Annotated in this window: 16 protein-coding genes and 1 tRNA gene; 10 read left to right on the plus strand and 7 right to left on the minus strand. The window is 58.8% G+C overall.

The window, feature by feature from the left end:
* The 3 genes from DW645_RS10140 to DW645_RS08745 form a co-directional block, all read left to right on the plus strand.
* The coding region (locus DW645_RS10140; RefSeq protein WP_222847478.1) for a hypothetical protein at positions 1-208 on the plus strand (208 nt) is incomplete at its 5' end.
* Positions 209-460: 252 nt separating this feature from the next.
* Positions 461-2,350: a carbon starvation protein A gene (locus DW645_RS08740; RefSeq protein WP_118227263.1), complete on the plus strand. Its 1,890-nt coding sequence runs from the start codon at positions 461-463 to the stop codon at positions 2,348-2,350.
* A 183-nt stretch (positions 2,351-2,533) separates the two neighbouring features.
* Positions 2,534-4,726 carry a hypothetical protein gene (locus tag DW645_RS08745; RefSeq protein ID WP_158568714.1) on the plus strand — a complete coding sequence of 731 codons (2,193 nt, stop codon included), beginning with the start codon at positions 2,534-2,536 and terminating at the stop codon, positions 4,724-4,726.
* A gap of 876 nt (positions 4,727-5,602) precedes the next feature.
* Here DW645_RS08745 and DW645_RS08750 read toward each other — a convergent pair.
* The 4 genes from DW645_RS08750 to DW645_RS08765 all read right to left on the minus strand — a co-directional run bounded on the left by DW645_RS08750 (position 5,603) and on the right by DW645_RS08765 (position 10,351).
* Positions 5,603-5,677, minus strand: a tRNA-Gln gene (locus tag DW645_RS08750).
* Between the two features lie 37 nt (positions 5,678-5,714).
* Positions 5,715-6,620 (minus strand): peptidoglycan-binding protein, encoded by a 906-nt coding sequence (locus tag DW645_RS08755; protein WP_187361857.1) that lies wholly within the window; start codon positions 6,618-6,620, stop codon positions 5,715-5,717.
* Positions 6,621-6,759: 139 nt separating this feature from the next.
* Positions 6,760-7,773 (minus strand): polyprenyl synthetase family protein, encoded by a 1,014-nt coding sequence (locus tag DW645_RS08760; RefSeq protein ID WP_118227265.1) that lies wholly within the window; start codon positions 7,771-7,773, stop codon positions 6,760-6,762.
* A gap of 127 nt (positions 7,774-7,900) precedes the next feature.
* The gene (locus DW645_RS08765; RefSeq protein ID WP_117786870.1) at positions 7,901-10,351 is read right to left on the minus strand and encodes a PTS transporter subunit EIIC; all 2,451 of its coding nucleotides are present in this window, start codon (positions 10,349-10,351) and stop codon (positions 7,901-7,903) included.
* Positions 10,352-10,575: 224 nt separating this feature from the next.
* Between DW645_RS08765 and DW645_RS08770 the strand changes: the two genes are divergently transcribed.
* The 5 genes from DW645_RS08770 to DW645_RS08790 all read left to right on the plus strand — a co-directional run bounded on the left by DW645_RS08770 (position 10,576) and on the right by DW645_RS08790 (position 15,967).
* Entirely contained in the window at positions 10,576-11,295 is a 720-nt protein-coding gene (locus DW645_RS08770; RefSeq protein WP_117638177.1) for a GntR family transcriptional regulator, read from the plus strand.
* Between the two features lie 306 nt (positions 11,296-11,601).
* Positions 11,602-12,918, plus strand: coding sequence for an ABC transporter substrate-binding protein (locus DW645_RS08775; protein WP_055252173.1), 1,317 nt, complete (start codon positions 11,602-11,604; stop codon positions 12,916-12,918).
* An 87-nt stretch (positions 12,919-13,005) separates the two neighbouring features.
* Positions 13,006-13,860, plus strand: a complete 855-nt coding sequence (locus DW645_RS08780) for a carbohydrate ABC transporter permease (protein ID WP_055252174.1) — start codon at positions 13,006-13,008, stop codon at positions 13,858-13,860.
* Positions 13,860-14,699: a carbohydrate ABC transporter permease gene (locus DW645_RS08785; RefSeq protein WP_117584245.1), complete on the plus strand. Its 840-nt coding sequence runs from the start codon at positions 13,860-13,862 to the stop codon at positions 14,697-14,699. Before DW645_RS08780 ends, DW645_RS08785 begins: the two co-directional genes overlap by 1 nt.
* 68 nt (positions 14,700-14,767) lie before the next feature.
* Entirely contained in the window at positions 14,768-15,967 is a 1,200-nt protein-coding gene (locus tag DW645_RS08790; protein ID WP_117584246.1) for an ABC transporter ATP-binding protein, read from the plus strand.
* Between the two features lie 456 nt (positions 15,968-16,423).
* Here DW645_RS08790 and glgP read toward each other — a convergent pair whose 3' ends face one another.
* From glgP to galE, 3 genes are all read right to left on the minus strand, one after another.
* Positions 16,424-18,691: a glycogen/starch/alpha-glucan family phosphorylase gene (gene glgP, locus DW645_RS08795; protein ID WP_233540754.1), complete on the minus strand. Its 2,268-nt coding sequence runs from the start codon at positions 18,689-18,691 to the stop codon at positions 16,424-16,426.
* Positions 18,692-18,820: 129 nt separating this feature from the next.
* Positions 18,821-20,338, minus strand: coding sequence for a 4-alpha-glucanotransferase (gene malQ, locus DW645_RS08800; RefSeq protein WP_233540755.1), 1,518 nt, complete (start codon positions 20,336-20,338; stop codon positions 18,821-18,823).
* A 208-nt stretch (positions 20,339-20,546) separates the two neighbouring features.
* A complete protein-coding gene (galE, locus tag DW645_RS08805; protein WP_117736891.1) occupies positions 20,547-21,608 on the minus strand; it encodes a UDP-glucose 4-epimerase GalE in 1,062 nt (353 codons plus the stop codon).
* A gap of 266 nt (positions 21,609-21,874) precedes the next feature.
* On the opposite strand from galE, the gene DW645_RS08810 reads away from it, so the two are divergent.
* Together DW645_RS08810 and DW645_RS10145 are read left to right on the plus strand one after the other, a co-directional pair.
* A complete protein-coding gene (locus tag DW645_RS08810; RefSeq protein WP_118227268.1) occupies positions 21,875-23,080 on the plus strand; it encodes a hypothetical protein in 1,206 nt (401 codons plus the stop codon).
* Positions 23,081-23,561: 481 nt separating this feature from the next.
* On the plus strand, positions 23,562-23,811 hold a 250-nt coding region (locus tag DW645_RS10145; protein WP_233540756.1), incomplete at its 3' end, for a hypothetical protein.

The raw sequence follows: 23,811 nt of genomic DNA on the forward strand, positions 1-23,811 counted from the left end.
AAGGAAAGCACTTAATGTGCTTTCCGTCTTGCGCAGGACTGTAGAGCAGGAAAGTTCATATGCGCCGCCCGGCTCCCGCGGCTCCCGAGGGGTATCTCCCATGCAAAAACTTTTGTTGGGTAAAGTCCGAGGTCAGTGGCGTTTTATAACGAGAAATTCAAAAAAGTTGAAAATCCATTACAAATTTGCGTTGACTTTAGGTAACTAAAGTTTCATACTCCTTTTCAACCACTGGGGGATGTGAACACGCACGGATCGTTCACATCATGATTGAAGAGGATTTCTTAGACATGTTCACGCATCAGCTAAACATTATCAGCGTAGTAATTATCTGATGCGGGTTAGCACATACAGCTAGCCCGTACGATAACGGGCGGCTGATGAAGATGAGGGCCGTCGAGCGCAACCGACGGCCCTCATTTTTTATGTCTAGGAAGTTCTTTTTAGAGGAGGAAATGTAATGAACGGAGTTTTGCTCATGGTTGTGGCCGCGGCGGTGCTCGCCTGCGGCTATCTGGGCTACGGCCGCTGGCTGGCCAACAAGTGGGGCGTTGACAAAGAGGCCCTCACGCCGGCCAAGCGCATGAAGGACGGCAAGAGCTTCTCGCCCGTCTCCGCCTTTACCGCGTTCTCGCACCAGTTCAGCTCGATCTGCGGTGCTGGCCCTGTCACGGGTACGATCGTCGCCATGGCCTTTGGCTGGCTGCCCGTCGTGCTCTGGGTCCTCGTCGGCGGCATCTTCTTTGGCGCCGTCCACGACTTTGGTGCTCTGTACGCTTCGATGAAGAACAACGGCAAGTCGCTCGCTCAGCTCATCGAGAAGTACATCGGCAAGACCGGCCGTCGCCTGTTCCTGCTGTTCTGCTGGCTGTTCTGCATCATCGTCATCGCCGCCTTCACCGACATGGTCTGCAAGACGTTCATGTTCACCCCGGCCGTTGACGCTTCTGGTGCTGCTACCGGTGCCATCGACTTCACCAAGTCCTATGCCGCCGGCTGCGCTGGTACCATCTCCATCCTGTTCACCTTCGTCGCTATCGCCTTTGGTTGGGCCCAGAAGAAGTTCAACCTCACCGGTGCTACCGAGTTCGTCACCGGCGTGGTCCTCATGGTTCTCATGTTTGCCGTCGGTATGCAGTTCCCGGTCTACCTGGATAAGTTCCAGTGGTTCGCCGTCGTCATGGTCTACCTGGTCTTCGCTGGCGCTATGCCCATCCAGATGCTCAAGACCCCGCGTGACTACCTCACTTCCATCATGATGATCGTCATGATCGTTTGCGCTGTCCTCGGCATCGTCGTCCTGGGCGTCAACGGTCAGGCCACCATCACCGCTCCGGTCTTCACTGGCTTCTCCACTGCCTCCGGCATGATGTTCCCGGTCCTGTTCGTCTCCGTCGCTTGCGGTGCTCTCTCCGGTTTCCACAGCCTCGTTTCTTCCGGCACCTCTTCCAAGCAGGTCGAGAAGGAGCAGGACGCCGTCAAGGTCGGTTACGGCGCAATGATCGTCGAGTCCTTCGTCGGCATCCTTGCCATCATCGTCGCCGGCATCATGTTCTCCGATATGAACACCGCCGGTACCGGCGCCCTCAACGCTGGTGTCGCTTCCACCCCGTTCCAGATCTTCGCCGCTGGCATCTCCCGCGGTATGCAGGCCTTCGGTGTTGACGGCACGCTCGCTACCGTCTTCATGACCATGAACGTCTCCGCTCTGGCCCTGACCTCGCTCGACGCCGTCGCCCGCATCGCCCGCACCTCGTTCTCCGAGTTCTTTGCCCAGACCAACGATGCTCTGGCCATCGAGTCCAAGGCCGGCTATATGAAGGTCCTCGGCAACCCCTGGTTTGCCACGGTCGTCACCCTGCTTCCCGGTCTCGCCCTCGCTTTTGGTGGCTATGCCAACATCTGGCCGCTCTTTGGTGCTTCCAACCAGCTGCTCGGCGGCATGACCATGATCACCCTCGCCGTGTTCTGCAAGTGCACCGGTCGCAAGGGCTGGATGCTCTACGTGCCCGTCGCCTTCCTGCTCTGCTGCACCTTCACCTCGCTGGTCCAGAGCGCCATGGGCTGCATGACCGCCGTCCAGGCCTACGGTTTCTTCGGTACCATCCCGGCTACCGCCACCACGGCCGCCGTCTCCGTCGCCGCCACCAAGGGCCTGCAGCTCGTTTTCGCCGTCCTGCTGATGGTCCTGGGCCTCATCGTCGCCGTCAACTGCCTCAAGGAGTTCTTCGGCAAGGAGGCCGGCTCCATGCCTGATGAGGAGCCCGAGTGGTCCGAGATGGGCAAGGCCGAGTACGGTCGCGCCGCTGCCGCTGAAGCTCCTGCCGACGCCGAGGCCGCCAAGGCCTAGTCGGTCGGACGGGTTGAATCTCCCATCTATTTGACTCGGAAAGACCGGGTCCGCAATCAAGCGGACCCGGTCTTTTTTCTTGTGAGAACAGGTGGTGCAAGGGCGTTCTCGCAGATGTTTTGCGTGGATAGGCTCGTGCGTTGTACCATATGGACGTATATGTGTGCATATGAAAGGGGCCCCGTGGCCAAGACGGTATATTCCGATAATCAAAACAATGTCGATGCTCTGGCTGAGCGTCTGAGCAGCCAGACATCGCTTTCTGCCGAGCGCGCCAAGCTGGTTGCCTACGACCTGCTCTGCCGCAAGGCGCTCAAGATTAAGTCGAGCGCGCTGGCGCAGATTTTCCGCTCCGTCGATAAGGAATGCGACACCAAGGCGATGCGCGATGAGCTTATCGCGGCAAATATCGTGACCAAGATCGAGGGCAGCGGCATTAACGGGCGCCCGGCGTTCTATACCATCAATGTCGAGATCCGCGATGCCCAGGAGCAGCCTGCCGAGTCCGTCGAAGATTTTGTCGTCGAGGATTCCGCTGACGTGCCTGCTGTGGAAGAAGCTGCTCCGCGTGAGCATGTCGATACCGATGAGTTGCTCGATGAGAACGTCGTGCGTGCCTTTACGGCCAAGGCAGGACGCGGCGGTTTTGGCGGGGGTGGCAAGCGCGATGCGCAGCGCCGCGCCCAGCAGGAGCGCTTCCGTCGTGCCGTTGCTCAAAAGGGTGAGACGGATGCCGAGGCTGTTGAGAACGAGGTTGCTGCCGAGTCGCAGAGGCCCGCGAAGGAGCAAAAGCCCGTGGAGGCCCAGGAGCTCCAGCGTCGCCGTGGTGCCCACTTTAAGGCTGCGCAGCAGGATGTCGCGCATGAGGTTGAAGAGCCTTCCGAGGCTGCAGACGATGTTGAGGAGTCTGCCAAGAAGACTCCGGGTTCATGCCGTCCCGGGCGTGGTTTTGCGAGGCGCGCGTATCCCGTAAGGCGTCAGGAGAAGGGCGAGCCGGCTCCGACCGCTCAGGCCGAGAAGGCCGAACAAACCGAGAAAACCGTTGAGCCGGCGGCTCGCGAGCAGAAGCCTGTTGAGCCGCAGCTTGAGGTTGCTGCCGAGGCCAAGGGCGAGCAGCCTACTGATGGGCAGACGGAGCAGGGCGCGTCGAGCAGGCCTCGCCGCCGTCGCCATCGCGGGGGTCGCAGTTCCCATGCCGAGACTGCAGCCGAGAAGACCACGCCGCAGGACGAGGATGCGAAGGCCGAGGTTTCTTCGGGGCAGCCTAAGCGCCAGCCGGCGAAGGAGAGCAAGTCCGATCGTCCGCAGAAGCAGGCGTCTATGCCGAAGCGCGAGCGCAATTCCCAAGGCGATTCTAAGCGCAGGTCTCAGAAGAAGCCGGAGTCTGCCGCAGCAGATGCTGCTGCCCAGCAGCCCGAGTCGGCCGTCCACGGCGAGGTATCGGCGTTTGCCCTTGCCCGCGTTTTAGGCAGGCAGCTGCTCAAAGTTGTCCCTACGCCTACGGCGCTCTCTAAGATCAAGGAGCAGCAGACACAGATCGTAAAGGTCGAGGGCAAGGACGGCAAAAAGGCTCCGCAGCGCACTCAGCACAACGAGATGTCCAACCGCAAGATTGCCGAGGAAATCGCAATCATCCAGGCTTGGATCGAGCAAAACCGAGGTGCCGATACGCCGGTTGCCTCGCGCCGCCAGCGTGCCTACCAGATTTTTAACGACGAGAAGGCTTTTGACGGCAAGCACGGCGAGCGTCTAATTCGGCGTATGACCGAAAAGGGCATCAGCATGCAGGCGATTAAGGTCGCCCCCAACCGCCCCGTGCACTTTACGGGTTTCTTTACGCTGGGCGCCGATAAGCCGTTCATTATGGTCGAGAACCTGGACACCTATGACGAGATCGTCAAGCTCCTGCGCGGCCGCAAGCACGCTAAGCTCTTTGGCATCAAGGTGGGCGGCGTGATTTTTGGCGGCGGATGCAAGGCGAGCGTCTCGCATGCCCTGGACGATTATCTGGCTGAGATCGGCTATCGCTTTAACTACGTCTACTACGTGGGCGATATCGACCGCGAGGGCGCGCGCATCGTCGAGCAGGCTCGCAATGCCAATGTGGTTGAGATTCGCCTGCATGCCGGCATGTACCGCGCCATGCTCGCCGAGCATAAGCGTCGCGTGAAGGCCGGCGGCGAGTGCGAGCCCGCGGCTGCCAACCAGGGCGTGCCGCAGAACTTGGCGGCGACGATCAAGGATCTGCCCATGGTCACGCGCGTGCAGTTCCGCAATGTGCTGCGCGAGGGCGGGCGCATTCCGCAGGAGATTCTGATGACCGCCGACTATCGGGATGGCGACTCGGGAAGCTTCGACCGCATGCTGAACAACTAAATTCCGCCGGCCCCGGGAGAGCGGGGACACCGGCTTAGGTTTCCTGCTCTACAGTCCTGCTCACGACGGAGGCCACATTAAGTGGCCTCCTGTTCGTGCGGAACTCGCGATAAACCTAAGCCGGTGTCCCCGCTCTCCCGGGGCCTGTCGTGGCTTGGCCGTTGCATGCGGCTCGCTTTTCGGAACGGGGCTGACGGACACGTTCCGAAATCTACCACCGTCGCTGTGCAGGGTGTCTATAAAGAGCCGTGGCCAAAAAACATCAAATATGAGTACTGATACTCTTTTAGTAGCAGTAATTTTGATCACATTTAAGGTGATTTGACGTGTCGATCGAGCAGATAAGCTGCCGTATCTCCTCAAGTGTTCATTAAAGGAAGACCTTGATGCGAATAAATCTCATTAAGATCTTCTTTTATTAACGAAAATAATGTAGCTACAACGGTAACAGTACTCATATTTGCCGTTTTTTGGCCACAGTCCTTCGGAGGGTCCTCGAAAATAGTCCCGAGCCGGCACTTGGGGACGTTCCTATAATGCCGGCACTTAGGAGCGTCCCCAAGTGCCGGCACCGCGTCTGCCTGCGGCGGCCGCGCCCCGCTGCGTCGCTCCGCATCCTTGCGGGTTCGGATTCCTCCGCTTGGCGGCGTTGGCTCGATTTGCTTGACGTGAGGGGCTCTTGGCTGGTGTGGGACGGAGGGATTCCGCGTCCGCCTGGTCGGCGGCCGCGCCCCGCTGCGTCGCTTCGCTCCTTGCGTGCTGCGCTGGAAAACGCTTCGCGTTTCCTCAGCTCCGCACCCTTGCGGGTTCGAATTCCTCCGCTTGCCCACAAGAAAGCGCCCTGGGCCGTTATGGGCTTAGGGCGCTCAGTTTTAATGGCTGGGACGGAGGGATTCGAACCCCCAACAGCCGGCACCAAAAACCGGAGTTCTACCGTTGAACTACGTCCCAATGTGTGGTGTTGCCAAAAGCAACTCGTCTAGTTTACCTAATCTGCGAGGGCATCGCAAACGCCGTCGAGTAGGCGTACGGCGAGCGTCTGCGCGTCGCTGGCCGTGAAGGTGCCGTTGTAGCGCGTCATGCCCGTGAGCTCAATGCGAATGCGAGCCGGCTTCTGCTGCGCGGCGACATTGGCGGTGCGGATGCGCTGGGCCAGGTTGTGGCACTCGGCGAGGGCAATAGTGGCGCGTGGCGCGGCGTCGGCGGGCAGCTCGTCGCTTGCGATCTCGAGCACCAGGTCAACGTCGGTTGGGACCTCGGAGTCGCAGAGCATCATGCCGCTGTTGTCGGTCGTTGCCGTGGCGATGTTCCACATGCGCGAAGCAACGCTGCGTGCGATGGGGTCCTCGCCGATAACGGCAATCTGGAAGCGCTCGAGCACGTTGGCGGCGCGAGCAAAACCGATGCGGGACTCGGCTTCGGTGACCGAGGGCTTGCCCTCCCACACATGATGCAGGCGGTTGATGTAGGCGTAGGTGTCTTGGAAGGCCATGCCGTCGGCAAACAGGCCGACATTTTCCTGGAACTGCTGCAGGGCGGCCTCGGTATGCGGACCAAAGTAGCCGTCGTCCTCGCCGCAGGCAAAGCCCAAAACGTTGAGAGCGCGCTGCAGGGCCTGCACATCGGCGCCATGGAAATTGGGCATGCGCAGATACAGGGTGCGGTCGCCCAGCTTATACGAGGCGTCGACCAGGGCGCTCCAACAGGGGATATCGACGGCATGACCGGCAGCAAGGCCGCTGTCGAGCCTGAAGGTGCTGACGGCCTGCTCGGTGGTGGTGCCAAAGCGCTTGTCGACAACCTCGGCGTCATCGATTGTATAGCCGAGCTGCAGAAGGCGGGACTGGACGTCCTCGACGGCTGCTCCCTGCATGCCTGTGGTAATAGGTTCCATGAACGAACCCCTTTCGGCGTACCATTCGTACTATTTTGAGCGTGTGTCGGATAGACAACGCGAGACAATTTATAAACATGCACTCAATAGTGTAGCAACTTGTACCCAAACGCGCTGCCCACAGGTTTTATGACCCCCGCTAGTTAAGACGCTCCACAAAGAAATCTGCCATTGAGAGGAAGAGCTCGCGCGCATGCGGGTCGAGCTCGACGCCTTCGATAGCGGCCTTGGCCTTGGCGGTCAGGTCGAGCGCATAGTTGTGGGCGAAATCGATGGAGCCGGTCTCCTGGAAGATCTCCACGGCGCGTGCGAGCTGCGCAGGGTCCTCGGTGCCCGAGGAAAGGATTGCCTCGATCTCGTCGTGATAGCGCTCGTCTGACAGGGCATGCACGGCAACGAGGGTGCGCTTGCCCTCGGTGATATCGGTGCGGAAGTCCTTGTTGGCGGCCTCCTTGGTGCCGATCAAGTTGAGCAGGTCGTCTTGAATCTGGAAGGCAAGGCCCGTGTGCAGCCCAAAGGCGCGCAGTGCCTCAATCTGCTCTTCGCTGCCGCCGCCGATAATGGCTCCGGCGGCAAGCGGCGTCGCTCCGCTGTAGTACGCGGTCTTGTGCGTCGCCATGTCCAGATAATCGTCGACCGAAATGTCAAAGCGCCCGTCGCGGACCCAGCCCAGGTCGAGCGCCTGGCCCTCGATGGTACGGACGATCATCTCGGTAAGCTCGTGGAGCACGCGAAGCTTCACGTCTGCGTTGAGTGTGGGGTCGTCGAGAACCGTCTTGGTGACCATGGTGAGCGCCAGGTCACCGCAGTTGATGGCAAGACCGGTGCCCTCGGTAAGGTGCATGCAGGGCTTGCCGCGACGAATCTGCCCGTTGTCGGCGATGTCGTCGTGGATGAGTGCGCCCGACTGAAAGTGCTCGATGGCCGCCGCTGCGCTGCGGGCGCTCTCAAAGCTGCCGCCTACCGCAGTGGCGGCGAGCATGCAGATGAGCGGGCGGTGGCGCTTGCCAGCGTTTGCCGTAAATGCCGAGAGCGGGGTATACAGGTAGCGCTCGATATCGGCGGAAGTCGCCTGTCCGTCAAAGAACGTGGCCAGATAGTCGTTAATCTGGTCAAAGTGCTGGGCTAAAAAGCTGGTAAACGGACTGGACACGGGTTCTCGCATTCTTTGATAGGTTGCATCGTTGCATTATGCAGACAACATATTGCCACATTAGGGCGTCGAGCGCGGCGGTTGAAGACGATTGGTCCATGCGGCCGCAAGTGCGGCAGGGGCTTGGCTAGATAAGCCCAAAGTGTTCGAGCGCGGTGACGACGCCGTCGTGGTCGATGCTGTCGGTGACATAGTCGGCCTTTTCCTTGAGGAAGTCCGGTGCGTTGCCCATGGCGATGCCAACGTCGACGGCGTTCATCAGCGAGACGTCATTGCTGGCGTCGCCGATGCCGTATACGGTTCCGTGGTGGGGATCGAGGGCGTCGAGTACGGACTGGATACCCTCGCGCTTGGTGCATTCGCGAGGCGAAATCTCGGTCACTTCGAGCTCGAGCTCGTTAAAGCAGAGCAGCGGCTCAAACGCTTGATCCTGAGCGATGCGGTTGGCAAGCGACGTGGACATTAAGATCTTGTAGGCGCTGTAATGTTGCAGCTGCGTAATTGCATCGCCCACGGTGCGGGCGTATCCCGGGGCGTCGGGCGCATCGGCACTCATGCGAACGACGCCATTGAGTCCCTCAAAACGAATCACTTCGTCCGATTGCTCAAGAATGGGAGCAAGGCGCTGCAGCATGCCGGGCGTCATCGCCAAATCGCGAATCACGTGTCCCTCAAGTTCGACATAGCCACCCGCGAGGCAGACGATGCCGGTCCAGGGCAGCTCGAGCAGCTTTGGATGGATGCAGCTCAGCGTGCGCCCTGTGCAGATAAACGCCATATTGCCCTTGGCGACAAAATCACGGATGGCTTGCGAGACCGCTTCATTGGGATAGGGGGAGAGGTCTCGCTCGCTCTCGGGAAGCTCTTGTGCCACTCGAGGGTCTTGCCAGGCGAGTGTTCCGTCGATATCGAAGAAGCAGATATCGCCGCGCTTATGGGCTGCGCTGGCGGCAGGGGAGGCCGAGGTGGTGGGCACAAATCCCGGCTCGAGGCCCATGATCTGGTCAAAATGCTCTTTAACGCGGGGAACGGAGATGCCAATAATCACCTGGGCGGTCTTGCCCGTAATGATGAGGCCCTTGGCGCCCACCGCGACAAACGACGCATTATCTGCAACGATGGAAGGGTCTGCGACCTCGACGCGCAGGCGCGTGGCGCAGTTGGTTGCGCCCACGATATTGCCAACGCCACCTAAAAGCTGAATTACCCGCTCAGCGAGGACGTGATCTTGATCGGATTGAATACTGACCTCGCCATTGGGAGATTGCTCTTTGGCAAAGCCGCTTCCCGTTAAACGATCGATTGCCGCGCGATTGGAGACATGATCCTCGCGGCCCGGCGTCTTAAGGTCATAGACCAAGATGAGTGCTCGAAAACTAACAAAAAAGATGAGGCTAAAGGCAAGACCGATACCGAGCGCCAAAAGGTAGGAGCCGGCATGCATTCGCATGAGTGGGATGAAGTTGAAGGCCGTCATTTCCATGAGACCGCCCGAGAAGATGCCGACGATGCCAAAGAAGTTCATGGTCATGGCAAGGCAGGAGGACAGGACGGCGTAGAGCAAAAAGAGTCCGGGATAGGTGAACATAAAGAGAAACTCGAGCGGCTCGGTGACGCCGCAGACCACCGAGGCGACGATGGCGGGCAAAAGGATGACCTTAAGGCCGGCGCGGCGTTCGGGTTTGGCGGTGAAATAGAATGCTGCCGCGATGGCGGGAAGGCCAAAGAGCTTGCCCCAGCCGGTGGCGGTAAAACCTGCCCAGGGCGCAAGTTCATTTAAAGGGCGCGTGCTATGGGAGAGAATGGGGAGCAGGTTGGTCCACGTGGCGTAAATACCGTCGTGAATGACCAGATTGTCGTAATAGATGGGCATATAGAGCAGATGGTGCAGCCCCATGGGCTCGAGCGCTCGCTCCAAAAACACAAAGATGCCCACGCCGAAGGGGCCGACGCCCGCAAGTGCGTGGCGCAGCGTTTCGGTCACAGCGTATGCGAAGGGCACGATGGCGGCCGAGATGGCGGCAAGGGCAAACACGGCAAAAAAGCTGATGAGGTAGACCAGCGAGGAACCCGAGAAGGTGCCGAGCCAATCGGGAACCTTGGCATCGTAGAAGCGGTCATGGATGGCGACGACGGTTGCCGACACCGCCAGCGGGCCGATAATGCCGGTGTCGAGCGTCTTGATGCCGTCGATGACGGTGATGCCGCTGGCGGGGGTTAAAGACGACGGGTACTTAAGTCCAAGGTTGTCGCCGCTCAGCTTAATGATCTCGCTCAAAAAGAAACAGTAGGCAAAATAGGCTACGAGCGCCTCGAGGCAGCAGCGTGCCGGTTGCTTTTGGGCAAGGCCGATAGGCAGCGCTACGGCAAAAAGGAGTGGAAGGCGCTTAAAGACCGTCCACGAGCCGCGCTGGATGATGGTCCAGAAAACGTACCAGGGGGTTCCGTATACGGCGAGGTCGCCGACGATATCCACGGTCGTTGCGAGGGCGGAGATGCCGACCATGAGGCCTGATATAGAAAACAGCATGGCGGGCGCGAACATGGCTCCGCCAAAACGTTGGATTTTCTGCAGCATAATATGCCTTCCGGATGCAACATGCTGTGCGAGCAAGAACGTTTAAACAATGAACTCATTGTAGAGGACTGGCTGCTTGCCGCATTGACGGTTTTGATTCGGTCCGATTTGGGTTTCGGGGGAACCGTCGACGGTAAATAATCCGTGCTTTACCGATAATCGGTTTAAACAACTTTAAGAAATGCTATCGTGCCTAGCCATACATATTCATTAGAGGTGAAATCATGCCAAAAGCGATTTACGAAGGAATCTACCGCGAGATCCGTTCGCGCATCATCAACGGGACCTATGCGTTTCAGGAGATGCTGCCAACCGAAGCCGAGCTGACCGCGGAGTTTGGCTGCACGCGCAATACCGTTCGACGCGCCTTGAGCATGCTGGCCGACCAGATGTTTGTGCAGCCTATACACGGTAAGGGCGTGCGCGTTATTTGGCTTAAGGGCGAAACCGACATGCTGGGCGCACTCGAAGAGGTTGAGTCGTTTGGCGAGTTCGCAAAACGCAACAATGCCGTCGCATCGACCGAGGTCAAGTCTTTTGAACATTTGATTTGCACTGAGCAACTCTCTCGTCGCCTGGGCTTTAAGGTGGGCGAGGAGCTGATTCGCGTCGTGCGTGTCCGAAGCCTCAACGGCAGCGCGCGCCAGGTGGACCACGGCTACTTTTTGGCGTCGATCGCCAAGGGCCTGACCCCCGAGATCGCGGCGGATTCTATCTACGGCTATCTGGAGCACAAGCGCGGCATCAAAGTGATGGCGAGCCGCCGTACGGTGAGTGTCGAGCTCGCCAACGATGAGGACTGCAGCTACTTGGACCTTGGCAAGTACAACTGTGTCGCCGTCATGGAGAGCCAGTCGTACACTTCGGACGGCATCTTGTTCGAGGTCACGCATGCCCGCACGCATCCCGAGATCTTCCACTACCGCGTCAACTCCAAGCGATAGCCGGCTAGCTCGCAGCCTGACGAGACTCATGCCCTCAAAGAGAAAACGCCCGGTCAAACCGACGATGCATCGGCTTGACCGGGCGTTTTCTCTGCATTCGATAACAAATAATTGTTTATACAAAACTTGTCAAGTATCAAGTTGAAATTACCGTTCACCGAAGTTTTTCTACCGCTCTAGTAATACTTGTTCAAACAACTAGCCAAATAGCGTATTGTACAAGTCAGCAAAAGGGGCAAAGTCCCCGAGCCAATCTCCGAAGGCGGCGGCAAAGGGTGCCGCCACGGTGTGAAAGGGTGGATTGTAATGAAGAACGAAATGAGCAGAAGGCAGTTCCTGGGCTTTGCTGGTTCCGCGGCTGCGGTTCTTGGTCTGGGCCTCGTGGGCTGCGGTGGTTCTGCCGGCTCTGGCTCCTCTGCTTCTGGTGACGCTGCCGAGGTTTACTTCCTCCAGTTCAAGCCCGAGGTCGACAAGGAGTGGAAGGAGATCGCCAAGGCGTACAAGAAGGAGAAGGGCGTCGAGGTCAAGATCGTGACCGCCGCCTCCAACACCTACGAGGAGAAGCTCAAGTCCGAGATGTCCAAGAGCTCCGCTCCGACGCTGTTCCAGGTCAACGGCCCCACCGGCCTTAAGAACTGGAAGGACTACTGCGCCGATCTTTCCGACACCAAGCTCCGCGGCGAGCTCATCGACGACTCCCTGGCGCTGCAGTCCGACGGCAAGGATCTGGGTATCGACTGGGTTCAGGAGAGCTACGGCATCATTTACAACAAGGAGCTCCTCGAGAAGGCCGGCTACAAGGCCGAGGACATCAACTCCTTCGACAAGCTGAAGGCTTGCGCCGATGACATCCAGGCCCGCAAGGACGAGCTCGGCGTTGACGGTGCCTTCACTTCCGCCGGTATGGATGACTCCTCCAGCTGGCGCTACACCACCCACCTCGCCAACCTCCCGCTCTACTACGAGTTCGAGAAGGAGCACAACCAGGAGGACGACGAGATCAAGGGCGAGTATCTCGACAACTTTAAGCAGATCTTCGACCTGTACATCACCGACTCCACCTGCGATCCTTCGCAGCTCGCCTCTAAGACCGGCGACGACGCCACCAACGAGTTCGCAACCGGTAAGGCCGTCTTCTATCAGAACGGCTCTTGGGCCTATGCCGACCTCACCAAGGCCGGTATGACCGATGACCAGCTCGGCATGCTGCCGATCTACATCGGCGTCGACGGCGAGGAGAACCAGGGCCTGTGCTCCGGCGGCGAGAACTACTGGTGCGTCAGCTCCCAGGCTTCCGAGGATGCCCAGAAGGCCACCGAGGACTTCATGTATTGGTGCGTCACTTCTGACACCGCCACCAGCATCATCGCTGACAAGATGGGTCTGACCGCCCCGTTCAAGAGCGCTAAGGAGACCACCAACGTCTTCTCGCAGCAGGCCGTTGCTATGGCCAAGGACGGCAAGAAGACCGTTGCTTGGGACTTCGTTTACATCCCCTCTGAGGAGTGGAAGAAGAACCTCAAGCAGGCTCTCATCGCTTATGCTGCCGACAACACCAAGTGGGACGGCGTCAAGAACGCCTTCGTCGATGGCTGGAAGACCGAGAAGGCTGCTTCCGAGTAAGCAGTTGCTGCCCAAGCTATCTGATTAGCGACAGGGGGCGGGCAGACGTAGGTTTGCCCGCCCCCTGCATATTGAAAGGACCCTTCTATGGGCAAAGCACTCAAACGCTGGTGGCCGCTCTTTATGCTGCCCACGTGCCTGGCGTTTATGATCGGGTTCGTGATTCCCTTTATCCAGGGTTTCTATCTCTCGTTCTGCCAGTTTATTACCATCAATAACGCGCACTTTGTCGGTATCGAGAACTACGTGCGCGCGCTGTCCGATCCGCAGTTCTCCACGTCGTTCTTCTTTACCGTGGCGTTTGCCTTCCTGTCGACGGTGCTCATCAACGTAATCGCGCTGGCCATTGCGCAGGCGCTCACTCGCAAGGCGCTCAAGGGCACCAACATCTTCCGTACGATTTTCTTTATGCCTAACCTGATTGGCGGCATTGTACTGGGTTACATTTGGCAGATTCTGATCAACTGCCTGCTCTCCAACGTGGGTGCCCAGCTTATCGCCCTCAACTCCGCCGCTGGCTTCTGGGGCCTTATCATCCTGACCCTGTGGCAACAGGTCGGCTACATGATGATCATCTACATCGCCGGTCTGCAGTCCATTCCGTCTGACTACATCGAGGCCGCCAAGGTCGATGGCGCTACGGCATGGCAGACGTTTTGGAAGGTTAAGATCCCCAACCTGATGCCGACCATCACCATCTGCCTGTTCCTGTCCATCACCAACGGCTTTAAGCTGTTCGACCAGAACCTCGCCCTTACCGGTGGCGCCCCGGCGCACTCCACCGAGATGCTCGCCCTGAACATCTACAACACGTTCTATTCGCGTGCTGGCATCGCATGGCAGGGCATCGGTCAGGCCAAGGCAGTTATCTTCTGCATCCTGGTTGTCGCTATTTCTATGATCCAGCTTAAGGCCACGAGGTCCAAGGAGGTACAGCAGTAATGAAACGCGATAAGGCTATCAACCGCGCGCTCTCGATCTTCTTTACGATCCTGTCGCTCGCATGGATCTACCCCGTGTTCATGATTGCGCTCAATTCCTTTAAGAAAGCGACCGCAATCAGCACCACCACGGCGTTCGATCTGCTCACGCCCGAGACGTTCAACGGCCTCGCAAACTACGTGCACGCTCTGAACGAGCAGGGCTTTGCCTCGGCGTTTATGTACTCGCTTATCATCACGGTCACGTCGGTCGTGCTGATTCTGGTGTGCTGCTCCATGTGCGCTTGGTACGTGGTGCGCGTCAACAGCAAGATCTCGAACTTCTTCTATTACCTGTTCGTCTTCTCGATGGTCGTACCGTTCCAGATGCTCATGTTCACGCTGTCCAACCTCGCGGACCGCATCGGCTTTAACACGCCGTTTAACATCTGCTTCATCTACCTTGGTTTTGGCGCGGGCCTCGCGGTCTTTATGTTCGCCGGCTTCGTCAAGAACATCCCGCTCGAGATTGAGGAAGCGGCCATGATCGACGGCTGCAACCCGGTCCAAGTGTTCTTTAAGATCGTCCTTCCCATTATGAAGCCCACCTATCTTTCGGTCGGCATCCTTGAGACCATGTGGGTCTGGAACGACTATCTGCTGCCCTACCTTACGCTCGACTCCACCAAGTACAAGACCATTCCTATCTTGATCCAGTACTTCCGTGGCGGCTATGGCCACGTCGAGCTCGGTCCCATGATGGCGTGCATCATGATGGTCGTCATCCCCATCGTCATCATGTACATCTTCTGCCAGAAGTACATCATCGACGGTGTGGTGGCAGGTGCCGTCAAGGGCTGATGCCGTAACTGTTTTGCAAGTTTTGGCGGCGCCTCTCAGCGCGGCGCCGCGTATCGAAAGGTAAAGACATGGCCGAGATCGTTCTCAAACATGTTCAGAAGGTGTATCCCAACAACGAGTCAAAAAAGAAGGGCTTCTTTGGCAAAAAGAAGAAGACCGAGGAGAAGAAGCACAACCTCAAGGTTACCGAGGACGGTGTGCTCGCTGTAGAGGACTTCAACCTCACCGTTCACGACCAGGAGTTCATCGTCCTCGTTGGCCCTTCTGGCTGCGGTAAGTCCACGACGATGCGCATGGTCGCCGGCCTGGAGGACATCACCTCCGGCGATGTGTTCATCGATGGCAAGCGCGTCAACGACGTGGCGCCCAAGGACCGCGACATCGCCATGGTGTTCCAGAGTTATGCTCTGTACCCCAATATGACGGTGTACGAGAACATGGCGTTTACGCTTGAGCTCAAGAAGGTCCCCAAGGACGAGATCGACCGCAAGGTTCGCTCCGCTGCCGAGATCCTGGGTATTACCGAGTACCTCGACCGTAAGCCCAAGGCGCTCTCTGGCGGCCAGCGCCAGCGCGTCGCCATCGGCCGCGCCATCGTGCGTGACCCCAAGGTCTTCCTGATGGACGAGCCGCTGTCCAACCTGGATGCCAAGCTTCGTAACCAGATGCGCGCCGAGCTCATTAAGCTGCGTCACGAGATCAAGGGCACCTTCATCTACGTTACCCACGACCAGACCGAGGCTATGACCCTCGGTGACCGTATCGTGGTCATGAAGGACGGCGTCGTCCAGCAGATCGCCACGCCGCAGGAGGTCTTCAACCATCCCGCGAACATCTTCGTCGCCGGCTTCATCGGCGTGCCGCAGATGAACTTCTTCGATGCCCAGCTGGTGCGCTCGGGCAACGGCTTTACTGTCAAGACCGAGGATATGAACGTGGCGCTCGCCCCGGAGACTTGCGCTCAGCTTGCCCTCAACTGGGACGGCGGCGACGTGAAGGAGATTACGGCCGGCGTGCGCCCCGAGCAGATCCTGCTTGCCGACAAGGGCGAGGAGGGTGCGCTCCAGGGCACCGTCGAGGTGACCGAGCTCATGGGCTCGACCGAGCATGTCCACGTGACCGCTCCCGACGGCCAGTTTGTCCTGATTATCCCCGTCGTCGACCTCGAGGCCAAGGGCGCGCTCAAGGCTGGCGACCCCATCTGGTTCAAGTTCGAGAAGAACGCGACTCATCTCTTCGATAAGGTGTCTGGCAAGAACCTTATCTAGGCCCGGTGCATCCAGGCCCTCCCTTTGGGCGACTGCGGCTTTGCCATCCTTTTGCCGCGGTCACATATAAGGCTCCCCTCCCGTCCACTGGGCGAGAGGGGAGCCTTTCTTTGTGTTGGGACTGTCTGACCGGTCGTTTGTCTCGATCTGTAACGGATAGGGCCGATTTCGGACGTTAGATGTTACAGATCGAGACGGTTCCGCTGAGCTAACCATTTCATCTAAATCTGTAACACCAAAGGCGAATTTCACCTGCTAGATGTTACAGATTGAGATAAACCCGAGGGGAGGGGCCGGTATGTCTCAATCTGTAACGGCTGGGACCGTTTTGGTTGAGTAATTGCTACGGATCGAGATTGTTTGGCCGAGTCGGATCACAGGGTAACGTGCGGGCACAAAAAACGGAGCCGTGTTGCCACGACTCCGTTTCTCAAGAGGATGGGTAAGGGGAATGAGCTAGCTCAGGTGCCAAATCTCGTCGTTGTACTGGGAGATCGTACGGTCGGACGAGAAGGTGCCGGCGTTGGCGATATTGATGAGCGCCTTGCGCATCCAGGCGTCCTGGTCCTCGTAGTCGGCCAGCACGCGCTCCTTGGTCTGGATGTACTCCTCAATGTCGAGCAGGGCCATAAACCAGTCCTTGCCCTTAATGTCGTCGTGCAGGCGCTGCAGGCGCTCGGCGTTGCCGGTTGCCATAAAGGCCGGGTTGGTGATGAAGTCCACCAGCAGTTTAATGCCGGGCTTGCGGTAGAGCGCACCGGCGTTGTAGGTGCCGTCGGCGTAGAGCTGCTCGACCTGTTTGGACGAGGCACCAAAGGTATAGATGTTCTCGTCGCCCACGAGCTCGGCAATCTCCACGTTGGCACCGTCGAGCGTGCACAGGGTTAGGGCGCCGTTGAGCATGAACTTCATGTTGGAGGTGCCGCTCGCCTCCTTGGAGGCCAGGCTGATCTGCTCGGAGATGTCAGCGGCGGGGATCACGTGCTCGGCGGCGGTGACGTTGTAGTTCTCGATCATGACAACCTGCAGGTAGGGAGCCACGTCGGGGTCGTTTGCAATCCACTGCGACAGCGTCAGGATCAGATGGATGATGTCCTGCGCGATAGTGTAGGCAGGCGCCGCCTTGCCGCCAAAGATGATGGTGACAGGGTGCTTAGGCCTGTTGCCGTTCTTGATATCGAAGTACTTCCAGATGATGTAGAGCGCGAGCATCTGCTGACGCTTGTACTCGTGGATGCGCTTGACCTGGACGTCGATGATGGCGTTGGAGGGAATGGTCACGCCCTGCTCGAGCGCCATGAACTGGCGCATGATGGCCTTGGCCTCGACCTTGGTGGCGGCCAGGCGCTCAAGAACGTCCTTGTCGTCGGCGAACTTGGCGAGTTTGTTCAGATCGCCGGTGCTGCGCCAGTCGGTGCCGATTACATCGTCGAGCAGGCTGGCGAGCGCGGGGTTGGCTCCATGGATCCAGCGGCGGAAGGTGATGCCGTTGGTCTTGTTGGAGAACTTCTCGGGATAGATCTCGTAGAACGGATGAAGCTCGGTGTCCTCCAGGATCTTGGTGTGGAGGGCGGCTACGCCGTTGATGGAGAAGCCAAAGTGGATGTCCATGTGGGCCATGTGGACGGTGTCGTGCTCGTCGATGATGGCGACGCGCGGGTCATCGTGCTCGGCTTTCGCGATCTCATCGAGCTTGACGATAATGTCGGCGATGGCAGGGGAGACCTTCTGCAGGCTGGCGAGCGGCCACTTCTCGAGCGCCTCGGCAAGGATCGTGTGGTTAGTGTAGGCGACCATGGAGCGTACGATGGTCACGGCCTCGTCAAACTCGATGCCATGCTCGGTGGTGAGCAAGCGAATGAGCTCGGGGATGACCATGGTGGGGTGCGTGTCGTTAATTTGGACCACGGCGTAGTCGGCCAGATCGTGCAGGTTGCTGCCGCGCTCGACGGCCTCGTCGATCAGGAGCTGGGCGGCGTTGCTCACCATGAAGTACTCCTGATAGATGCGAAGCAGGCGGCCCTGCTCGTCGGAATCGTCGGGGTAGAGGAACAAGGTGAGGTTCTTGGCGATCTCGGTCTTGTCGAAGTCGATGGAGCTGCCGGGGACCAGGCCGTCGTCGACGCTCGCCAGGTCGAACAGGCGCAGACGGTTCTTGGTGGGCTGGCCGTAACCGGGCACGTCGATGTTGACGAGCTTGGAGGTAACGGCAAAATCGCCGAACTCGACGGTGTAGGAGCGGCCGTCGTCGACTAGGATGTCCTGCTCACCGAGCCACTCGTCGGGGACGGCCTTCTGCTGGTTGTCGACAAAGCGCTGACGGAACAGGCCGTAGTGATAGTTGAGGCCCACGCCATCGCCGGTCAAGCCCAGCGTGGCGATGGAATCCAGGAAGCATGCGGCCAGGCGGCCCAGGCCGCCGTTGCCGAGCGACGGCTCGACCTCGAACTCCTCGATCTTGTTGAGGTCGTGGCTTGCGGCGGTGAGCTGGTCCTTAACCTCATCGTAGATGCCGAGGTCGATCATGTTGTTGATGAGCAGCTTGCCGATCAAAAATTCGGCGGAAATGTAATAGAGCTTTTTCTTGCCGTTGTTGAGCGGGCAGGCGGCGGAGCGCTCCTGCACGAGTTTGACCAGCAGCTTGTAAATGCGACGGTCGTCGAGCTGCTCGAGCGAGGTGCCAAAAGACTGCTCGGCGAGTTCCATGAGGTTAATTTGGGGCATGTTTTCTCCTGTGATGGGTTGTTTCATGTCTGCAATTCATAAGAAGCCCGCGCGAGGGGATTGGGGTGGCCTCGCGCGGGAAAAAACAAGCGCGTCCGCACGGTGGGGAGGGGTCGGGCGCGGTAGCTCCTATTGAGGAAGCTCGATTTCGGCTTCCGACGGGATGCGGAAGTAGGTCTCGGTCCAGTCGGTGAGTTTGTGCTCGAGCTCGCGGGTGATGGCGCCGTCGAGCATGCGCCAGGTCCAGTTGCCGCCCAACGTGGCAGGGGTGTTGATGCGCGCCTCGTTGCCCAAGTTGAGCAGGTCCTGCATGGTGTAGATGCACGTGTCGCTCACGCTGGCGGCGATGGTGCGATTGAGTGCATCTGCCATGGGTTCGCCGGCCTGCTGATGGGTGTACAGGGCTGCCTGCTCGCGCTGACGCGGGGTGGCCGTTCCCTCAAACCAACCGCGCGCCGTCTCGTTATCGTGGGTGCCCACATAGGCGACGGTGTTGGCGATGTAGTTATGCGGCAGGTAGTACGAGTTGGTGCCCTCAAAGGCAAACTGCAGGATCTTCATGCCGGGGAAGCCCGAGTTGTCGCGCATGTCGATGACGCCGGGGGTGAGGAAGCCCAGGTCCTCGGCGATGATGGGCAGCGTGCCGAGCTTTTCCTCGAGCGTCTTGAAGAACTTGAGGCCGGGACCCTGCGTCCACGAACCGTAGGACGAATCGGGCGAGGAGAACGGCACCTCCCAATAGGCCTCGAAGCCGCGGAAGTGATCCAGGCGGATGACGTCGTACATGTCGAGGGCGGCGCGAATGCGGCCCTCCCACCAGGAGAAGCCGTCGGACTCCATGGCGTCCCAGTCGTAGATGGGGTTGCCCCAGTACTGGCCGGTGGCCGAGAACTGGTCGGGCGGCGTGCCGGCGACGCTCACGGGATTGCCGGCGGTGTCGATCTTAAAGAGCTCAGGCGTCGCCCACATCTCGACGGAGTCACGCGAGACATAGATGGGCAGGTCGCCGATGATGAGAATGTCGCGCTCGTTGGCATAGGCCTTGAGGCGGCTCCACTGGCGATCGAAGAAGTACTGCGTCATCTGGTGGTAGAGCATACGCGCCGGATGGTCGGCGCAGACCTTGGCGGAAGCCTCGCCGCGGGTGCGGAGCTCCGCGGGCCACTCCCAAAACGCGTTGAGACCGCACTCCTCTTTGACGGTCATGAACTCACAGTAGGGGATGAGCCAGTCCTCGTTGGCCTGGATAAAGTCATCGAAATCGGCCGGCTTGTCGGCAGCAAAGCGCTCGGCGGCGCGGTCGAGAATCTGACGGCGGCCGCCAAAGATGGCACCGTAGTCGACATTGCTGGGGTCGGATCCCAGATACACGCCATCGATATCGCGCTGCTCCAGATACCCTGCCTCGATAAGCTCGGCAAAGTCGATAAAGTTGGGGTTGCCTGCGCGGGCCGAGAACGACTGATAAGGCGAATCGCCATAGCTGGTCGTCGTAAGGGGCAGAATCTGCCAGTAATGTTGTTTGCACGAGGCGAGAAAATCGACGAAGTCGTAGGCATTCCAGCCAAAGCCGCCGATTCCGTATGGTCCGGGCAGAGATGAGACGGGCATGAGGACGCCGCTTGCACGCTCCATGAATGCGCTCACCAACCTTCTTGTTGTGGGGTCGGCCTGCCGATGGGTGTGCAGTCCGCCTCCGATGTTCTGATTCGATACGCCTATTGTAAAACATGTTGTTTAAACATGTACAGGCAAGATAAAAAAGTTGGTCGATTTTCGGCGAATGGTTACATGCCATGAAAAAGCCCCGACCTCACAACATGAGATCGGGGCAAGAGCGGTATGTAGGTTTTTGCTACTCGGCGTCGGCGAAGCCGTTGGGGTTGTGGCTCTGCCAGTTCCAGCTATCGCGGCACATGTCCGCGATGTCGTACTGGGCCTTCCAGCCCATCATGCGCTCGGCCTTGGAGGCATCGCACCAGTTGGCAGCGATGTCGCCGGCGCGGCGCTCGCGGATCACGTAGGGCAGCTCCTTGCCACAAGCCTTGGAGAAGGCGGCGACGACCTCGAGTACCGAGGTGCCGGTGCCGGTGCCCAGGTTAAAGATCTCGACGCCGGTCTTGCCGTTCATCCAGTTAAGGGCGGCAACGTGACCAGAGGCCAGATCGCACACGTGGATGTAGTCGCGCACGCCGGTGCCGTCGGGGGTGGGGTAGTCGTTGCCAAAGACCTGAACGGCCTCGAGCTTGCCCACGGCGACCTGGGCGACATAGGGCACCAGGTTGTTGGGGATGCCCTTGGGGTCCTCGCCGATCAGGCCCGACGGATGAGCGCCGATGGGGTTGAAGTAACGGAGCAGCACGACGTCCCACTCGGGGTCGGCGGTGTGGACGTCCATAAGGATCTGCTCGATCATCCACTTGGTCCAGCCATAGGGGTTGGTTGCGGGCTTCTTGGGGTCTTCCTCGGTGACGGGCGGGTTGTCCGGGTCGCCGTAGACGGTCGAGGAGCTCGAGAAGATGATGGACTTGCAGCCATGGTTGCGCATGACGTCGATGAGCACCAGGGTGTTCTCGATGTTGTTGTGGTAGTACTCGACGGGCTTGCTCACCGACTCGCCGACGGCCTTAAAGCCGGCAAAGTGGATGACACGGTCGATCTGATGGGTATCGAAGATCTTGTTCATCGCATCGCGGTCGAGCACGTTGGCCTTGTAGAAGGTGAGGTTCTTGGCGGCTTCGTCGCCCACGATGGTCTTGACGCGGTCGACGGCGACGGCGCTGGAGTTGGAGAGATCATCGACGATAACGACCTGGTAGCCACCCTCGAGCAGCTGAACGACGGTGTGCGAGCCGATAAAGCCGGCGCCACCGGTAACGAGGACGCAGGTGTCTTTGGGGTCGAGTGCTTTGGACATGTAGTCTCCTATCGAATCAGGAACACTTCTAGAGGGGAGTATAGCGCAGGCGGGGACGCCCAAATGGTGCACTGTAGGAAAAGCAGAGGATTATGTTAACGTACTCATATAAGAGCTTGCTCAATTGTTACCTCAAATTTGACAATTGCTTACGAGCCGCCGACCTTGTAGTTTCCTGCCGTTCGTGGAAATCGTTGGGACGCGCCATATGTACGCTAATATGTATGAGTTGAGCGACATATAAATAAGCATGTAACGGAGTACATATGTCACCAAACAGCGATTCCATCCTTTCCCAGGAGCTCTCGCGCCGCACTGCCCTTAAGGCCCTGTTCGGCGCCGCTTCTGCGGCAGTTCTTTTTGGCCTGCCCACTCGCGCCCATGCGGCGGAGGCTTCCAAAGAAACCACCGATAAATTGAATGCCGCCCAGGCCCAACTCGACGAGGTTCAGGCCCAGCTCGACAGCATCGCAAATGAGTATGCGGCGCTGGCCAACAAGAATGCCCAGACCCTCAACGACATCGAGAATGTCCAGGGCAAGATTGACGACACGCAGGCCCAGATCGATGAAAAGAAGGCCGAGCTCAAGAAGAAGCGCAACGACCTTTCCGATCGCGTGGCCGCCAGCTACAAGTCCGGCGGTACGAACATCCTGTCGCTGCTGCTGGCCTCTGGCTCGTTTGAGGAACTCGTCGCCAACGCGCATTACGTTGAGAAGATCAACAAGAGCGACCGCGATGCCATCGAGGATATCCAGACGATTCAGGCTGAGCTCGACGCACAGAAGACCGAGCTCGAATCACAAAAGGCCGACCTGGAGAAGCTCAAGGACCAGCAGACTGCTCAGATGCAGGACATGCAGGCCAAGCAGCAGGAGGTCCAGACAGTTCTGAACGGCCTCTCCGACGATGTCAAGGAACTCATGGCCCAGCGTGATTCCGAGATTCTCGCTGCCGCCCAGGCAGAGGAGGCTGCCAGGAAGGCTGCTACTGCCGCGGCTGCCGCAAACAAGAACAATTCCTACTCGGGTGGTTCAAGCTCGGGCGGTGGATCGTATGCGCCCGGAACTCCGCAGCAGAATGCCGGCTCGGGCAAGCAGCAGGCCGTCGTCAACGCGTGCTACTCCACGCCTTCGCCGGGTCAGAACTGGTGCGCGGCGTGGGTTACCAATGTCTTCCGTAACGCCGGCGTTGGCTACTTTGGCGGCAACGCGTGTGACATGTTCAACGCCTGGTGCTATAGCTCCGACCGCTCGGCGCTGCAGGTGGGCATGATCGTGGCCGACTCATCGCATAGCGGCACCGGTGCGCCGGGCCTGCTGTATGGACACGTGGGCATCTATATCGGCGGCGGCATCGTTATGAGCAACGAGGGCCCCATTACGTCGAAGTCGCTCGATTCGTTTATTTCGTTCTACGGTACGGGCTCTGGCGTGCGTTGGGGCTGGCTCGGCGGCGTGGTGCTGTCGTAACGGCGGTTTGAAGTAAGTCGGTCCGTGGCTGCCCGGAAGGCATTAGGTTGCCTGCTCGGACAGTCCTGCTCGCACGGAGAGCACATTAAGTGCTCTCCGACTCGTGCGGAACTCGCGATCAACCTAATGCCTTCCGGGCAGCCACGGACCTCTCGGATCCAATGCGTCACACACCGGACTGGTTGTCTGAATAAATATGGCGAAGGCCCCTTTCGGGGCCTTTTTTAAATGAATTTATCGACTCCGTGGACTTTGGTTTTGGAATTTGGAGCCGACGGCTCACCAAAGTGGAAAATGAAATAGAACCTAGCTGCAATAATCGCCTTGTTGCGAACTCGAACTGATCATGTAGATTTAAAATAGCCGCAATTTACAATTGTCGAGCGGTGCGTTGGGTTGGAGCTGCTGCGGGTCCTATATGGATTGCGGTCTTGCGCCCCGATGTCCAAATAGGTTTCTCTCTCTAGACGGGAAGTTGCTCATGGACGCCATATATGACGGGGATGACTGGGTCGATCATTATACTTGGCGCCTGGTCGGCTCGAACGACAATGGGGATGTGGTGTTTGATGGACTATGTCCAAAGCATCTCCATCCTTTTGTCTCGTCGTTAATTGAGAGTTCCGCTCGTGTTGCCCCCTACAGCTCGGCATCGCTTCATGATACGGACGTTTTGAAGACCATAAGGGAGTCAATTGACGAGGGCACGATGAGCGACCCGCTGTTTTCTC

Source organism: Collinsella sp. AM23-17 (assembly GCF_003470945.1).
Classification (GTDB): Bacteria; Actinomycetota; Coriobacteriia; order Coriobacteriales; family Coriobacteriaceae; genus Collinsella; species Collinsella aerofaciens_O.

What these genes read in the sequence shown, in the direction of transcription:
- DW645_RS08770 (WP_117638177.1), top strand. Translation starts at nt 10,576, where the DNA reads ATGCCAAAAGCGATTTACGAAGGAATCTACCGCGAGATCCGTTCGCGC.
- DW645_RS08785 (WP_117584245.1), top strand. Translation starts at nt 13,860, where the DNA reads ATGAAACGCGATAAGGCTATCAACCGCGCGCTCTCGATCTTCTTTACG.
- galE (WP_117736891.1), bottom strand. Translation starts at nt 21,608, where the DNA reads ATGTCCAAAGCACTCGACCCCAAAGACACCTGCGTCCTCGTTACCGGT.
- DW645_RS08755 (WP_187361857.1), bottom strand. Translation starts at nt 6,620, where the DNA reads ATGGAACCTATTACCACAGGCATGCAGGGAGCAGCCGTCGAGGACGTC.
- DW645_RS08765 (WP_117786870.1), bottom strand. Translation starts at nt 10,351, where the DNA reads ATGCTGCAGAAAATCCAACGTTTTGGCGGAGCCATGTTCGCGCCCGCC.
- glgP (WP_233540754.1), bottom strand. Translation starts at nt 18,691, where the DNA reads ATGCCCCAAATTAACCTCATGGAACTCGCCGAGCAGTCTTTTGGCACC.
- DW645_RS08775 (WP_055252173.1), top strand. Translation starts at nt 11,602, where the DNA reads ATGAAGAACGAAATGAGCAGAAGGCAGTTCCTGGGCTTTGCTGGTTCC.
- DW645_RS08790 (WP_117584246.1), top strand. Translation starts at nt 14,768, where the DNA reads ATGGCCGAGATCGTTCTCAAACATGTTCAGAAGGTGTATCCCAACAAC.
- DW645_RS08780 (WP_055252174.1), top strand. Translation starts at nt 13,006, where the DNA reads ATGGGCAAAGCACTCAAACGCTGGTGGCCGCTCTTTATGCTGCCCACG.
- DW645_RS08810 (WP_118227268.1), top strand. Translation starts at nt 21,875, where the DNA reads ATGTCACCAAACAGCGATTCCATCCTTTCCCAGGAGCTCTCGCGCCGC.
- DW645_RS08740 (WP_118227263.1), top strand. Translation starts at nt 461, where the DNA reads ATGAACGGAGTTTTGCTCATGGTTGTGGCCGCGGCGGTGCTCGCCTGC.